Below are 15496 nucleotides of genomic sequence, written 5' to 3'. Positions count from 1 at the left end.
AAACAGTAGAGACACGCTGTTTTAAATAAAGGATTAATTTGAAACTATCAACAACATTTACTGTAGCACTAATCGCTTTTGCATTTTTAATAAACGGCTGTGCAGGCAAGAGTGTAGCGGCTAAGAACAGCGGCTTTTTTAATGACTATACACAACTTAAGAGTTCCGATGGACTTAGTGCTACGAAGAGTTTTAAAGAGTATGAGATCTCAAAGCACAAAACAGTTTTAATCTCTCCTGCTCAGGTAATAGCGACGATTCCTGAAGCACAGCAGAGTGATCCTCAAACAATGCTTTATAAAAAGATATCCGAGTATGTAACAGAGGGATATAAAAGTGAGATTCAAAAAAACAGCAACTTTAAAGTTGTAGATATGAAAGAGCAGGATACTATTGTTTTGGAGTCTGCAATCTCTGCAGTTGAGGTTCATTTTGACGATAAGAAGTGGAACCAATTTTCGCCTATCGCAATGGATGTGACGGTAACATCATACAACTCTTATGCCGATGGAAATGTCAGAATTTTGGGCGAGAAGCGTATTGTTGATGCTACAACAGGCGAGAGTATGTTTGAGAGCATGGAGATTATCAAAGATGAAAAAATCATCTTAGATGACGAGACTCTGAAGTTTGAAAATATTAAACCCGCTCTTGATAAGTGGATAGAGCTTACAGTAAAACATTTTCAAAACTAGGCTAGGCAAGAGTGTCTCTTCAGATAGGCTGGAAATATTTTCCCTTTGATGAGATAGCGATTCAGAGCGATTCATTTTGCAGCTCTTTAAACGGGCTTCGCATAATTTTGCTCTCAGATTTGCATCTTAGTAAAGATGTTGGGGTTCGGTATCTTGAAAATCTTGTCAAAAAAACAAATGCTCTTAAGCCTGATCTTGTGCTCTTTAGCGGAGATATACTTCAAACTTCCGCGCTAAATGTAAAAGAGCAGCTAGAGTGTTTTAGAGAGCTTGAAGCGCCATCTTACTATGTGACCGGCAATCACGATATCGTTTATGGTCCAAAAGATCTAGAGTCGGTTATGGAGAGTGTCGGAGTTCATTGTCTTGACAACAAGATAGCGGAGATAGCACTGAAGGGCTCTGTTGTGCAGTTGGTGGGACTTAGTGATAGATACGGTTTTGTAAGAGGGATAAAACGACCTATAAAAGAGCTCTTTGGTAGATTAGACCCAAAACTCTCTACTATACTGCTTACTCATCAGCCAAAAGATATAGCTCATGTGGAAGATTTTCGCATAGATTTACAACTAAGCGGACATACGCATGGCGGGCAGATATACCCTTTTAGCATTGTCGTTAAATATTTTCAACCCTATATTTCAGGGCTTTACAGATATAGAAATACGCTTCTATATGTATCTAGAGGGCTTGGGTACTGGGGCGTCAGGGTAAGATATAGAGTTGCAGCCGAAATACCTGTTTTTACCATCAATTAACATATCGATAGTATAATTTTATCTTAACTATTCAAGGAAAAAAATGAACAGATTTTTAACCGCTTTAACTCTTAGTGTCGCGATTTTAGGTGCAGCCCCGCTTACTATAACCTCTCCGCTTAATATGCTGGATAGCTTTAAATATGAGACGCCGATGGGGCGCCAAATGAAAATACCCAAAAAGACCAAGTTGGTAATAGTCGCTTTTGAAAAAGATACGGGAGCTTTGGTTAACGAATATCTCAATACTCAGAGCCCTTTTTATCTGCCAAAAAACAACTCTGTATTTATAGCGGACATAAACAAGATGCCCTCGTTAATTACGAATATGTTTGCCCTGCCAAAACTACAAAAGTATAAACATCTAATATACCTGCATTATGGAGAAAAGTTCCAAAACGCAGTTCCAAACAAAGAGCAAAAAATCACTCTTCTGCATATAGAAGAGTCAAAAATCAAAGAGATATCGTTTATCTCGACAAAAGAAGAGTTAAAAATGGCGATTGAGAAGTGATTTCACTCAAAGCACTCAGCAAAAATTCTTTTAAAACCCTTCTAATATTCTCATCTATTACCATCGCCGTCATGGCGATTTTTCTCATCAGCTCCGTATCTCAGGGCGTAATCGGGATGTACTCTAAGATGATTAATACGGACGGCGATATCATTGTCACACAAAAAGGGATCTCGGATACATTTTTTTCAAACGTAGATATTGCGCTTATTCAAAAGATAGATGCACTGCCGCATGTCTCTTCAAGCTATGCTATGATTGTCGGCGCCTCTCCTATTGGGCATATACCCATTGCGGGGATTTACGGTACGACCGCAAACCATTTTCCTCACTACAAGCTTGCGGAGGGAGTTTATCCAAAAGAGGGAGAGGTTATACTCGGTGAGAATCTTGCAAAACAGTTTGTTGTAAAAGAGATCAATATAGGAAATAAGAAATTTACAATATCGGGTGTTTACAGCAGTGAAATAGGCTTTGAAGAGGGCGGTGTTGTTATGAATATAAGAGATGCGGGCAAGCTTTTTAACCGCTCGGCATCTTTTCTCTTGGTCTCATCCTCCTCTCCAAGCGAGATAGATGCCATTGTTGGAAAAATATCCGAGTTAAGCAGTGAGGTCGAGGTAAAGACGACACAGACTTTTGTAAAAGAGTATAACCAGTTTAAAATCATTGAGAACTCATCCCTTGTTATCTCAACGCTCGCTTTTGCTATGGGACTCATGGGAATTGCCTCGGTTATGAGCATGATTGTAAACTCTCGCAAAGAGGAGTTTGGAATCATGCGCGCACTCGGCAAGAGCCGCCTTTTTATCATTAAAAATCTCTTTTTTGAAACACTTATTATGAGTATTTCTGCCTATATATTTGCGCTTCTTCTGAGTCTTGGCATTTTGGCTATGCTTCCGCATATTGAGATGCTTCAGGGCTATGTAAACGGAACACTATCGCTCTCAACCGCGCTGTATGTTTTTGCCTCAACGATTTTTATGGCTCTTTTGGGCTCACTGATACCAGCGTGGATTGCCTCTAAAACGGACCCGATACTTCTGATAAATCAAGGATGTGCATGATACAAGCGTCACATGTTTCTCACTTTTACGGCGCAGAGCAGGTTCTTTTTGACCTTTCGTTCGAGATAAAGAGCGGCGAATTTCTCTTTTTAAGCGGAGAGAGCGGAAGCGGAAAATCAACACTTCTCTCCATTCTCTCAACCCTGCTAAAACCCTCAAGCGGAGAGCTTTTAATAGATGGTGAGTCGGTTGAAAAAATCAAAAATATAGACTATTTCCGTCAAAGCAAGGTGGGGTTTGTTTTTCAGTTTCACTACCTTATAAACTATTTAAGCGTTTATGAAAATATAGCTCTTGCAGCACTCGAAGATAAGAAACAAAATATAGAGAAGATACTTGAAGAACTAGGTATTTTAGAGCTCTCCTCACGTTATCCAAATGAGATTTCCGGCGGGCAGAGACAACGCGTGGCACTTGCCCGCGCTCTTGTGAACGAACCAAAAATCATCTTTGCGGATGAGCCCACCGGTAGTCTTGACTCAAAAAACTCTCAAATAGTCTATGGACTTTTAGCCCAAGCGGTAAAGCGTGGCACTACGGTAGTTGTCGCCTCTCATGACATGCAGATAGAAAATTATGCAACTCAAATTATCAGGCTAAAAGATGGACAAATTTTATAGATTAATAGATTCGGTTATCCCTATTTGGGCTTTTATATTTTTAGGCTCTATTACAGCGGGTGTTATATATGCGGCACAGATGTTGGGATTTTCCTCTTTAGACAATACCCTATTAAATGCTTCAACCGCGCGCTCCCTTCATATTACGCTGATGCTATACGGTCCGATTATGCTCGCTCTCTCCCTACTTCCCTTTGCGCTCTTTGCGAAAGAGAAGCTGGATTTAAGCGCTGCAGTAGAGCCCTTAAGAAACTACTTTTTGTTGTGGCATCTTTTTTTATTTATGGCGGTTCTCTCTATCTCTTTGGGAGTTCAAAGAGGTCTGCCGTTTTATGATTTTGCGTACGAACTTAACTTTATACTTGCGGCTTCGGGTATTTTTTATATTATTGCAATCTTTAAAACCATAAAACAGTATGAGGTTGCGCCTCTTTGGGTAAAAGTTTCAAAAGCTCTTCTTTTTGTGGCACCTTTGGCACTTATTGTTCTAATGAATCCGACTTACGGACAGGTTGAAAAAACGCTTATAGGACCTCACGGGGACAATACTCTGGGTATGAGTTTTACGCTGATTCCGCTCTTTTATCTTATGATAAAGCTGCATGCAAAAGAGGAGTTTGTCGCTAAATGGCACATCTTTTGGATTCTTCCGCTCGTCGGATACGCTCTCTCGGTTGCCACGCGCATTTTTAGAGGAGAGCTTTCATACAATGAAGAGTGGGTTTATCAGTGGCTAACTTTTGCCTACGCCCCGCTGCTTATAAAGTGGTGCATGGATGCAAAGATTACTCTGAAATCCACGCCTTATCTGGTCATCTCCATCTGGGCATTTTTGTTTGTGATGATTCAGGGCAATATCCTTTTTATCCCAGAAATCCGCTGGCCGTTTCATAGAAACGATTTGATAGTCGCACATGCTCATGTCGCCATTGGGCTTGGAATATTTTTTATGTCTCTTAGCGTGTTGAAATATTTCTACAAACTGCCCGAGAGGTTTATGCACTTTTGGCTTCTTGTTATCGGGGTTATTTTTATCTCTCTCACGCTGGCAGGTTTTGATGAAGCAGAAATTTTTGCGATTGATGTCATATCCATGTGGCAGATTCGTCTCTTGGGCGGTATTTTAGCGGTTATTGGAATTATCTATTTTATTGTAAAAAAGATAAAGATTTCAAAACCCTCTCCGCTTGGGCTATACCATCTAAACGGTTTTGCATCTGATGGTCTGGGCGCATTGATACTCTTTTTATCAGCTCCAATACTGTTTGAGTTTTTAGGGTTACATTTTACGCCTTACTACTATTTGGTATTTGGTTTTATGGGCTTTGTGGGAATTTTACATCTTGTTGGAATAACCAAAGAGGGGCATCTTTTTGCCTATTTTACCTCAATTGCTCGTCTTATTACGGGGAGTGTTTTTTTATCTCTCTTTTACCTTGGGACGATAGACGCACTTGGGCTTCTTGTAGGTTTTTACGACATCTCTTACGCTCTTTTATATCTCATCTTTAGAAGCCGCTTATGATCCACTCTTTAGCTCTTGTTTTACTTCTTGGATTTGAGCTCTGTTTCTATCTCTTGATAGTCCAGACGGGCGTTGCCGAGCACTACAACTCAGATATTGTGACACTCTTTCCGATGTTTGTCGGCGGAGTGACAGGGACTATTCTGGGCGGTTTTTCATGGGGTAAAATCAGCAATCCTATACATAAGATAATGGTTGCTCTTGGTCTGCAGCTGCTTTTGTCGACTCTATACCCTGACTACAACAGTTTTACACTTATTCTGCTTGGTCTCTCAGTCGGTGTTATGGCTCCGCTTGGGATCTATCTATTTAAAGCAAAACAGCAAAAAGAGCTCCTTTTCGCTCTTGCGATAGCATACACAATCGGCACATATTTTTTCACCTATGATGCCGATAACAGAGTATATATGGCAGTCGGCTTTAGCGCAATTGCGCTTTTTAGCGCTTTTGTGCTTAGAGACTATATGGTCGAGACGGATGAGAAAGAGGTTTCACACCCATATCTTCAATATCTCCCTTTGATGTTATGGATATTTTTGGATTCAAATCTTTTTGAGACTCTCTCCAGACACTCAAACATAGATATCTGGTCGCAGTACACTTTTACAATCATCGCATTTCACCTCTTGGGATTAGTCGGTGCATATTTCATCAACATATCAAAAACAAAAAAGCATATTTTTATAGCTCTTATTTTTGCGTCTAGCTATACACTCTCATATTTGGAGCTTCCACTTCTTCTTGCTATGTTCTACCCTTTTACCATCTCCTACTACAACGTGGTCGTATTTAGAACTCTTAGCAAAGAAGCGAGCATAACGAAACTCGCATTTATGATGATATTTGTCGGTTGGATGGCATCAGGTCTTGGTTTGGCGGTTGCTCTCTCAAGAGCTCTGCATTAAAGCAAAATATATGCTAAAATTGTACCAATTTAATAATAAGGATTTATGATGAAAAAAATATTTACGATGTTGCTTTTAGCACTCCCCCTCTTTGCGATTAACTTAGAGTTGAAAAGCGGCTATGTCGCAGCACACACAGAGATGATGATGGATAGCACCATTGACCCTGTAAATAACTATCTCAAGGCGGATTTAACCATAGAGAACAACGATATTACTACTATTAATGGTAAGTTTTGGGTTGAGACAACTCTTTTTACAAGTGATAAGAGCGACAGAGATAAGAGCATGTATAAAGAGATTCAATCGGATAAATTTGCTTTTGCTACCTACACAATATCGAGTATAGTAAAAACAGAGAAAGAGGATGGTTATGTTATCAACGGCACGCTTGATTTTCACGGAGAAAAAAGAGAGTTGAGCGCAGATGCTAAAATAACAACGATAGATGGCAGCTTGGTTATAGAGGCAAATTCGATGATTTTAATGAGCGATTACGGGATTGAGATGCCTTGCATGATGTTTATGTGTGTGCGTGATCAGGTTGATCTTTTAATAAAAGCTACATTTTAAGATAACTACTTTATGAATAAATTGCAAGAGTATTTAAATGCCCATGAGCTAAGCGAGATTCACCCCTCCGATATAGCAAAGATACTCAAGCAGCTCGATGATAGTGAATTTGCCGCAGCTCTGAAACTCGTACCAAAAGATCTTATCGGTGATGTTGCTCTTGCTCTTCCTGATAGATATTTTGACGATGTTGTAGAGAACTTTAGCATTGAGGAGCTTCGTGATGCGGTATCTGCGCTTGAGTCGGATGACCAAGTTGACTTTATGCATGAGCTTCAAGAGGTTGATGAGAGTGTAGCTTCTAAGGTTTTTGATACGCTTGATGAAGATGATAGAAAGGAGATTATCAAACTTCAGACTTACGACGAGGATGATGCCGGCGCCTATATGCAGCTTGAAATTTTCACTGCATATAAAGAGGAGATTGTACATGACGTCATAAGAAGGTTTGCTGAGCTTAGAAAAGCTAAAGAGATAGAAAATATACAAAATCTCTTTATTATCGGTAACGATAAAAAACTTCTCTTTACGGTAGGCTTGGATGATTTGCTTGTCTTTGATTTTGACAAAACTCTAATAAAAAACATAGAGCAGAGCGAAGATAGTTTTGAGCCAAAAAAAGCAGAGGATAGAGAGAACATTAAAGATGTCGTTCACTATTTTGAAGAGTATGACCTCTCTGTTATGCCGATTGTCAATGCGTACGGAGTTTTGCTTGGGCGTATAACTTCGGATGATATCTATGATATTATCAACGAACATGCAACGGAGCAGATGTACCATCTTGCCGGAGTAGACGATGATGCAGAGGAGTATGACGAGATATTTAGAGCGGGTAAGAAAAGAGCCTCTTGGCTTGGGCTCAACCTCTTCACTGCCATATTTGCTTCCATAGTTATAGGCTTTTTTGCAGATACTCTCCAGAGCATGGTAGCCCTTGCCGTTTTAATGCCCATCGTCGCTTCAATGGGCGGAAATGCGGGAACGCAGAGTCTTACTGTTGTTGTGAGACAGCTCGCTCTTGGAGGAATTTCACAGGGTGATGCTATGCGTATTATTAAAAAAGAGGTTTTAATCTCTTTGATGAATGGAGTTATTTTCGCGGTTGTTATGGGGATTGTGGCAGCGGTTTGGTTCAAGATAAATATGCTTGGCGTCGTAATTGCCCTTAGTATGGTAATAAACCTTTTTATGGCGGGTCTCTTTGGAGCGGCTGTTCCCCTTTTTCTTAAAAGAATGGATATCGACCCTGCTATAGGAAGCACTGTTATTATAACAACGGTAACGGATGTTGTGGGATTTTTCAGCTTTTTAGCACTTGCAACATATATTTTGTTGTAGAGTTTTTGAACAGATGATAGAAAAAATCAAAAAGTACTCCACAACAAATAGACTGGTTCTCTTAGGCATAGTGCTTGGGGTTCTTTTTGGGGTTTTTCTGCCTCAACTGGCGTTAAAACAGCAGGTAATAGGTCAGATTTTTATAAGTTTTTTAAAGATGCTCGTAGTCCCTCTTGTCTTCTCAAGTATCTATGTTTCAATCGTGGGGCTTGGAAGCCTGCATACGCTTAAGAGCATCGGACTTAGAACTATCGCGCTCTATATTTTCACAACGGCACTTGCCGTTTTTACGGCTATTTTGGCAATGAATATGATTCCAATCGGAGAAGCGGTATCTGCTCATGGACTTGAGTATGCTAAGGCTTCTGAAATAGCACCTCTCTCTTTTGGCTCTATGATTCTGAGTTTTATCCCGACAAATATATTTCATGCTCTAAGTAACGGCTCTATGATGCAGATTATTGTTTTTTCCGCTCTCTTTGGCGTAGCTTCGCTGCATCTTAAAGAGGAGAGAAAGCAGCTGGTGTTGGATTTTTTTACGGCGGTTACAAATGCAATACTTATAATGGCGGAGTGGGTTATTAAGCTAACGCCAATAGGCGTCTTTAGCCTAATCTCGTATGTTATAGCCGAGCAGGGAGCCCAGGTAATAATTGGTCTTTGGAAGTATGTGTTGATGGTTCTCTCTGTTTTGCTTATCCATCTTCTTATAACTCTGCCTGCGGTTTTGGCTTTTTTTGGACGCGTAAATCCATTTAGATATCTCAGCAACGTACGCGAAGCGCCGATTATGGCTTTTTCTACCGCATCAAGTACGGCAACTCTGCCTGTATCGATGCGTGTTGTAGAGGAGGTCGGAGGCGTTGATAAGAAAAACGCCTCTTTTGTGCTTCCTTTGGGTGCTACCGTCTCCATGGACGGAACTGCCGCATACCTAACAGTGGCAGTGCTTTATATATCTCATCTGGCAGGAGTCGATCTAAGTTTTGCAGATCAGCTTTGGCTTGGAGTAACCGTTGTTGCACTTAGTGTCGGGGTTGCAGCGCTCCCGAGTGCATCGCTTGTTATGATGGTCGTAATCTTAAATCAGCTCGGTTTGGCTGTTGAGTATATTGCTTTGATAGTAGCAGTTGACAGGATTTTGGATATGGCTAGAACATCCATAAATGTTACATCCGATCTTGTTGTTGTAAAAATTGTAGATCAGTTGCAAAAGATTAAAAAGCCGAGTGTATAATAGCGTATTGAAATAAGAAGGATAGGGAAATGTTTAAATTTATAGTTGTTGGATTTTTGTTGTTTTTAAATCTGCATGCCGATAATGTGGCGGCTTTGGAGGCTTTTAAAAAGAGTGATTACAAGAAGGCGTTTGAGATTTATGAGAAAAATGCAAAAGATGGCGATGCGGTGGCACAGAGTGCGCTTAGTTATCTCTACGCAAATGGTTTAGGCACAAAAAAAGATATGCAAAAATCAATAGAGTGGCTTGAGAGATCCGCAAACAGCGGCAACGCAAATGCGCAGTATGATCTGGGAATGTTTTATCTGCGAGGCGATAACGTAGAGCAGGACAGCAAAAGGGCATTTGAGCTACTTAGCAAAGCTTCAGAGCAAAAGAGTGCCAATGCACAGTATGATTTAGCGCTTATGTACTACAGAGGCGACGGTGTTGATGCAAACGTTACAAAATCAGCAGAGCTCTTAGAGAGTGCCGCAGCTTCAGGGCATAAGATAGCCGAGCAAAATATAGGACGTATCTATATGCAGCTTTTAAAGTTTGATGAAGCGTCTAAGTGGCTTGAAAAAAATGCGGCAGAGGGCGATGAGGCAGCTTACTATCTTCTAGCAGAGATATACTGCAACCAAGAGAAGTTCTCAAAAGCCAGAGAGTGGGCACAAAAGGCGATAGATGCCGGAAACGAAGAGGCAAAAGAGTTGTATAAAAAATATGAGCTGCATAAATATTAAGAGTATTTAAAACTCTTAAGTAAGAATGATTTTATAGCCAAACCCGTATATATTGTGAATCAACTCCCCTGGTAGCTTCATTCTAATGCGCTTCATAAGAGATGTTATGGCATGTGAAGAGAACTCTTTATTCTCTTTGCCTTCATGAAGAGCCTCGAATATCTCTTGGGCAGAAAAACAGCGGTTTGGTTCTGAGAAGAGAAGCCTCAAGAGAAGACTCTCCATCTTTCTAAGTTTTATCTCTTTAGCGTTTTTCCACAGAGTACTTGTGTCGTAATCCCAATATGTGGTCTCGTTTACATAGACGCGGTGGGAAGTTTTTCTTATAAGCTCAACCGTGTCAAAGAGCATTTTTTTAAGAGTATCTGTTTTTATCGGTTTAATAAGATACGCTTCAAGATGAAGTTTTACTGCTTGGAGCAGTTTCTCTTGATCTGAATGAGCGCTTATTACTATTATTTTCGTCTCTTTGTCATCTTTTCTTATTTTCGCAATCATCTCTAAACCGTCAAGGTTCGGCATGTTTATATCGGTTAAAATAATATCGGGACTTTTTTGCTTATATATATCATACGCCTCATTTCCGCACGATGCCGTATAGACTCTGCTGAAGAATAGTTGTAGATATTCAGATAAAGTCTCACGCAACTCCGTCTCATCTTCTGCCAGTAAAATAGATATGTCTTTGATTTTTTCAGCTTTCATTTTTTATCTTTATGGTGAATTCTGCTCCAATTTTTTCGTCTTTTGGAGAGTAGATATTTTTTGCACCGAGCACACCGCTCATGTTCTCTTCTACAATCATCTTCGCGATATGCAGACCCAGTCCGGTGCCTATTGATTTGTGCTTTGTAGTAAAGTAGGGATCAAATATTTTACTTAGGTTTTTTTCATCAACTCCTCCGCAATTATCTTTGATAGAGAGAACAATATACCCATCCTCATCATAGAGCGAGATGCTCACAGCAGGATCTCTAACCTCTCTTATGGTAATTAAATCGTTGATATTTGATAAAATAGATACGACTACCTGCACAAACTCATTCATAAGCCCGTAAACCTTATATTTGCTATGCAACAGCAGTTCTAGATGTATATCTCGCTCATTTGACTTAAGGTTTACTATATCAATCGCCTTCTCTACCGCTTCACTTACGTTAAAGTAAGCCTTTTCCCTCTCCGGGGTGTAGTAGCTCATAAAATCCTCTATGGTCTCAGACATATAGATTACTCTCTTCTCCATCTTCTCTAGCTTCTCTGCAATCTCATCCTTGCTTAGCATATCCGCTCTATTTTTCTCTTTTAGGATTGCCAGTGATGTGTTTATGATTGCCAAAGGCTGGCGCCACTGATGAGCAATGTTGCCTATCATCTCTCCAATTTCTGCTCTTTTTGACTGCTCTGAGAGCATCAGGTTTCTCTCTCTTAGAGACTGCTCTTTTCTCTTTAGCTCTTCTATGGTGTCGATGAGTTCTTGGTTATATTTTTCCTCTATATAGAGCCCGCAGTCAAGATTTTTCATATCTTCTATCAACTGGGGAATATATTTTTTCTCTATAATTGAGCCGTGCTGGGGAGCTATCATCTCAAGGTCAAGCTTCTCAATTTTACTAAGTGAGTAGTTAAATATATCCTTGCTAGGCATATACTCCTCATGAAACCGCTTGGCTTTAAAAAAATAGCTCTCATCTGCATAAAAATCCCAAGACTCCTCGATTCCCCCAAATATGTCGCCTGAGAAAAGAGTTTTTGAAACAGGCTCATAGCTGACAAATGCTCCTGGAGAGTGGCAGTATGGAGTGGTTAAAAATTCAAGCTTAAATCCGCTGGAGGTAAGGAGCTGATACTCATTTTTATCAATCTCGTAATAGCTTGAAGTAACAAGATAGTGCTTTATCAGAAGAGACATTCTGGAGTGTGTTACGATCCGGAGGTCAGCTCTGTTTATAAGCTTCTCTATCTCCGGCACTGCTGCAGCAAGATCCGGATCTTGATGATGAAGGACAATGTATTTTATAGAGCTCATCTCCATAATCGTTTTTACTTTTCTAACTGTCTCGCTAAACTCAAGCATGGAGCCGGGATCGATTAGAATTGACTCATTGCCGTTTTTGATGAGGTATGGATGACATTGAAATGGGTCGTTTTTTAGATGCATACCGACCCAGTAGATATTTGGTGCGATTAAAACCGCTTCGGAGGTATTTTGGAGATTAGACATTTCCCTCAAACCAATCTAACTGTTTTCTAAGTTCAACGACTTTTCCAACAACAATAAGCGCCGGCGTAGGCAAATCTTTTGTTTTCTCTACGATATCTTTGAGCGTGCCTACAACAACAATCTGATCTTTGGTTGTTCCTTTGGATATTACAGCACACGGATAATCCTCAGATTTTCCGATTTGAATAAGTTTTCTAGATATTTTAGGAAGATTGTGAAGCCCCATCAAAAAGACGATAGTATCATCTGTTTTAAAGGTCTCCCATGGAATCTGGGACTCTTTTTTATGAGGAGACTCATGTCCCGTTACAACTCTAAAGCTAACCGCAACACCGCGATGTGTAACAGGAATACCGGCATATGCCGGAGCACTGATTGAAGATGTAATACCCGGGATTACTTCAAATCTAATGCCTCTTTCATGCAGATAAAGCGCCTCTTCTCCGCCGCGTCCAAAAACAAACGGATCTCCACCTTTAAGACGAACCACATTCTCATATTTGAGTGAATTTTGATAGATTACTTCGTTAATGTCATCCTGAGGCATGATATGTCTGCCATCCTCTTTTCCAACATAGACAAATTCACAACCGCTTTTCGCCTCTTTTAAAATATCAGGGTTTGCCAAACGGTCATAAATAACCACATCTGCCTCTTTGATAACCCTAAGCGCCTTTAGAGTCAATAGCTCAATATCTCCCGGTCCTGCACCGGTTAAGTAGACTTTCCCCATTATTTTCTTTCCTCTCCGTAAATAAATAAACCAGACGGTTTTTTAACATTATACATCTCACGAGCGAGATACCACTCTTTTGTATTAATAACGGCAACTTTGTTTGTATCATTTACGGATATATAGAGATTTGGTCTAAGGTTGGACCATCTCGCATGTAGCACTTTTCCGTCAAACTCAAATCTTTTTATAACCTCTAGAGTTTTTGTGTCTATGATCTGTACAACAGGAAATTTATCGCCGCTAAACGTTACTGCCATATATTTTTGATCAGGACTAAGAGTAGTAAAGACAGGAAGTCCCTCTGTTTCGATGTTTTTTACAAATTTAAAATCAGGAGTATAAACAAGAACCTTGTTGTTGCCGACAGCCGGTATAAAAACATGCCCGTCACTTATGCTCCAAAAGCCAAAGTGCGGAACTTTAAGTACGGGCTTTCTGTCTTCAAGTAAAATATCGATTTTTGAGTATGTCATTGTGTCGAGATCAACAACGCCGAAAAAGTCACTTTTAAAAAATCCGGTAATAAAATGGTTGTTTTTTATCATAGCGTCAAAGGGCATAACACCGACATCTTCAAACTCTTTGTATATCTCAAAGTCAGGCAGCCCTTTGCCCTCATTTTTATCTTTTAGTACTGTGATTTTATCATTATCCATCTGAGAGAAAACCAAGTAGTTCTTATACTGTTTAATCCCGACATTTTTTGAACCGGTTTCAAACGACTTAATAGGGTTTAAATCTCTATCTAAAATATCAACACTCTTTTTTGCGTAGTTTGCAACAGCGATGTAGTTCTTAGTTACAGTAAAGCCGATTGCACTATCGCTTGTTTTAAACTCTTTGAGAATCTTCTCTTCAATAGGGTCAAACTTTATAATATATCCGTCACGGGAGATGACATATCCGTCGTTGTCATAAAATTTTACAACGCCGTGATTCATGTCGTGCATCCCCTCCATATGGTTTCTCGTTAGCCCTTGCTCAATAATAGCAAGCGAACTGCTCTCTCTCTCAACAACAAAAAGCTTATCGTTTCCTCTTAGCTCTGCGAGTATCGGGTTTAGTCCTTTGGCGTGAACGTTTATAAACATCGCCGCCAGAAGGGAGATGCCTACTACTGTTTTACTTATTTTCATTAATCTTTCCTTCTCTCTTGTTCACTTAGGTAGCATGATGGATCTTCGCTCCATAAATCACCGGTAATAGCGTAGGCTCTTGATCTAGAGCCGCCGTTACAAATATCTATCTGCTCACACTCTGCGCAGATGCCGCTTATCTGACGTCTAGGATGAACTCTTAACTGATCTAGCAGTTCACCGCTTTGCCAAATCTCCCCGAAATCCTGCTTTGTTATGTTCCCGACTGTTAGAGGGAAGAATGGGTCAGGTCTTACGTCGCCCTCGCTGTTTATGTTTAAGAGCTTGCGTCCCGCACTGTTGCCGCCCCAAGAGACAAGACGCTCTCTCATTGTCTCTTTAAGATGAGGATATTTTTGGGCAAATCTATTTAAAAATAGGATTGCATCCTGCTCCATATTTCCTGTTACTATCTCTATATCTCTTCCTGTTTCGTAGTACTCAAAAGCTTTATCAATTATAAACTCCATAGCCTCTCTTCTTTGCTCTTTTGATAGATCCATTTTTAGATTATCAAGCCCACGCCCTGAGTAGACAAGGTGAGATATATAGATTTTTGGAATATTCTCTTTTTGGGCAAGGTCAAAAATATACTCTAGAGAGTTAATGGTATCTTTTGTCATTGTAAAGCGTATGCCGACTTTAGCCCCTGTTGCATTTGCAAGTTGCACAGCTTTAAGCGTCTCTTTAAATGCACCCTTGAGTCCTCTGAAATAGTCATGCGTAGGCTCATCACCGTCTATGCTCACACCGACATAGTTGAACGTGCTTACTATGCGCTGTATATTTCCTTTTGTGAAGTAGAGACCGTTGCTTGAGAGGTAGGTAATAATGCCGTTTTCTTTGCAAAAATCGGCAATCTCAAAGAGATCTTTTCTTGTGAGTGGCTCTCCTCCTGAGAAGATAATAAACTTGACTCCGTTCGCTTTCATCTCTAAAATAGTTTTTTTAATCTGCTCAGTTGTTAGTGTATCCACTTCATCAAGTGTTGATTTCGAGTAGCAGTGAAGACATGAGAGGTTACAGCGGTTTGTGAAGTTCCATATCGCAATAGAACCATCCAGTACTCTCTCAGGCTTACCCTCAACAACTGAAGATATGAGGTTTGATAATCTAAACATTTATTTACCTTTGTATGAGAGAACATATTTTGCAATAGCTTCTCTCTCTTTGTCTGTTAGCTTTAATTTTGTCATCACTGTGCGTTTATATCCAAACGCTTTATACATTGACTCAGGATCTAAAATATAGGCTTGTATCTCCTCATAAGAGCGCTTGGAAGCAATCTCTGTAAAGGATGGACCAAACGCTTCAGAAATCTGATGATGACATCCCCAGCAGTACATTTCAAAAACCTCTTTTCCATCCATTTCGTTTGCAGATAAAAAAGACGTTAAAGCGAGCGATATTAGTATACTTTTTTTCATAATTGTC

Annotated in this window: 17 protein-coding genes; 11 read left to right on the top strand and 6 right to left on the bottom strand. The window is 40.0% G+C overall.

Annotated elements, in window-relative coordinates; all coding sequences use genetic code 11:
- Positions 1-38: 38 nt before the first annotated feature.
- Genes IBX42_RS02880 through IBX42_RS02830 form a run of 11 tightly spaced genes read left to right on the top strand, consistent with a single transcriptional unit; the run spans position 39 to position 9969 of the window.
- The gene (locus IBX42_RS02880) at positions 39-695 is read left to right on the top strand and encodes a DUF3313 family protein (protein WP_294928532.1); all 657 of its coding nucleotides are present in this window, start codon (positions 39-41) and stop codon (positions 693-695) included.
- An 11-nt stretch (positions 696-706) separates the two neighbouring features.
- Complete coding sequence (locus IBX42_RS02875; protein ID WP_294928529.1) at positions 707-1453, top strand: metallophosphoesterase; 747 nt, start codon at positions 707-709, stop codon at positions 1451-1453.
- A 43-nt stretch (positions 1454-1496) separates the two neighbouring features.
- A complete protein-coding gene (locus IBX42_RS02870) occupies positions 1497-1967 on the top strand; it encodes a hypothetical protein (protein WP_294928526.1) in 471 nt (156 codons plus the stop codon).
- On the top strand, positions 1964-3037 hold the full coding sequence (locus tag IBX42_RS02865; protein ID WP_294928523.1) for an ABC transporter permease: 1074 nt from the start codon (positions 1964-1966) through the stop codon (positions 3035-3037). Before IBX42_RS02870 ends, IBX42_RS02865 begins: the two co-directional genes overlap by 4 nt.
- A complete protein-coding gene (locus IBX42_RS02860) occupies positions 3034-3657 on the top strand; it encodes an ABC transporter ATP-binding protein (RefSeq protein WP_294928520.1) in 624 nt (207 codons plus the stop codon). The genes IBX42_RS02865 and IBX42_RS02860 overlap by 4 nt, the downstream gene beginning before the upstream one ends.
- Positions 3641-5182, top strand: coding sequence for a hypothetical protein (locus IBX42_RS02855; protein ID WP_294928516.1), 1542 nt, complete (start codon positions 3641-3643; stop codon positions 5180-5182). The genes IBX42_RS02860 and IBX42_RS02855 overlap by 17 nt, the downstream gene beginning before the upstream one ends.
- Entirely contained in the window at positions 5179-6087 is a 909-nt protein-coding gene (locus IBX42_RS02850) for a hypothetical protein (protein ID WP_294928513.1), read from the top strand. Before IBX42_RS02855 ends, IBX42_RS02850 begins: the two co-directional genes overlap by 4 nt.
- A gap of 48 nt (positions 6088-6135) precedes the next feature.
- Entirely contained in the window at positions 6136-6660 is a 525-nt protein-coding gene (locus IBX42_RS02845; protein ID WP_294928510.1) for a YceI family protein, read from the top strand.
- A gap of 12 nt (positions 6661-6672) precedes the next feature.
- Positions 6673-8001 (top strand): magnesium transporter, encoded by a 1329-nt coding sequence (gene mgtE, locus IBX42_RS02840; protein ID WP_294928507.1) that lies wholly within the window; start codon positions 6673-6675, stop codon positions 7999-8001.
- A 13-nt stretch (positions 8002-8014) separates the two neighbouring features.
- The gene (locus IBX42_RS02835) at positions 8015-9238 is read left to right on the top strand and encodes a dicarboxylate/amino acid:cation symporter (protein WP_294928503.1); all 1224 of its coding nucleotides are present in this window, start codon (positions 8015-8017) and stop codon (positions 9236-9238) included.
- A gap of 29 nt (positions 9239-9267) precedes the next feature.
- Positions 9268-9969, top strand: coding sequence for a tetratricopeptide repeat protein (locus IBX42_RS02830; protein WP_294928500.1), 702 nt, complete (start codon positions 9268-9270; stop codon positions 9967-9969).
- Positions 9970-9984: 15 nt separating this feature from the next.
- Here the strand turns inward: IBX42_RS02830 and IBX42_RS02825 are convergent, their stop codons facing one another.
- The 6 genes from IBX42_RS02825 to IBX42_RS02800 are packed head-to-tail and all read right to left on the bottom strand — an operon-like array spanning position 9985 to position 15489.
- The gene (locus IBX42_RS02825; protein ID WP_294928497.1) at positions 9985-10674 is read right to left on the bottom strand and encodes a response regulator transcription factor; all 690 of its coding nucleotides are present in this window, start codon (positions 10672-10674) and stop codon (positions 9985-9987) included.
- The gene (locus IBX42_RS02820; protein WP_294928494.1) at positions 10664-12190 is read right to left on the bottom strand and encodes an ATP-binding protein; all 1527 of its coding nucleotides are present in this window, start codon (positions 12188-12190) and stop codon (positions 10664-10666) included. The genes IBX42_RS02825 and IBX42_RS02820 overlap by 11 nt, the downstream gene beginning before the upstream one ends.
- Positions 12183-12923: a uroporphyrinogen-III C-methyltransferase gene (gene cobA, locus IBX42_RS02815; RefSeq protein ID WP_294928491.1), complete on the bottom strand. Its 741-nt coding sequence runs from the start codon at positions 12921-12923 to the stop codon at positions 12183-12185. Before cobA ends, IBX42_RS02820 begins: the two co-directional genes overlap by 8 nt.
- Entirely contained in the window at positions 12923-14062 is a 1140-nt protein-coding gene (locus tag IBX42_RS02810; protein WP_294928488.1) for a cytochrome D1 domain-containing protein, read from the bottom strand. The genes cobA and IBX42_RS02810 overlap by 1 nt, the downstream gene beginning before the upstream one ends.
- Positions 14062-15183 carry a radical SAM protein gene (locus IBX42_RS02805; protein ID WP_294928485.1) on the bottom strand — a complete coding sequence of 374 codons (1122 nt, stop codon included), beginning with the start codon at positions 15181-15183 and terminating at the stop codon, positions 14062-14064. Before IBX42_RS02805 ends, IBX42_RS02810 begins: the two co-directional genes overlap by 1 nt.
- Positions 15184-15489: a cytochrome c gene (locus IBX42_RS02800; RefSeq protein WP_294928482.1), complete on the bottom strand. Its 306-nt coding sequence runs from the start codon at positions 15487-15489 to the stop codon at positions 15184-15186. It lies immediately after the preceding gene.
- Positions 15490-15496 lie beyond the last annotated feature (7 nt).

This window comes from Sulfurimonas sp. (assembly GCF_014859695.1).
GTDB lineage: Bacteria > Campylobacterota > Campylobacteria > Campylobacterales > Sulfurimonadaceae > Sulfurimonas.
This window is presented reverse-complemented; position numbering and strand designations above follow the sequence as displayed.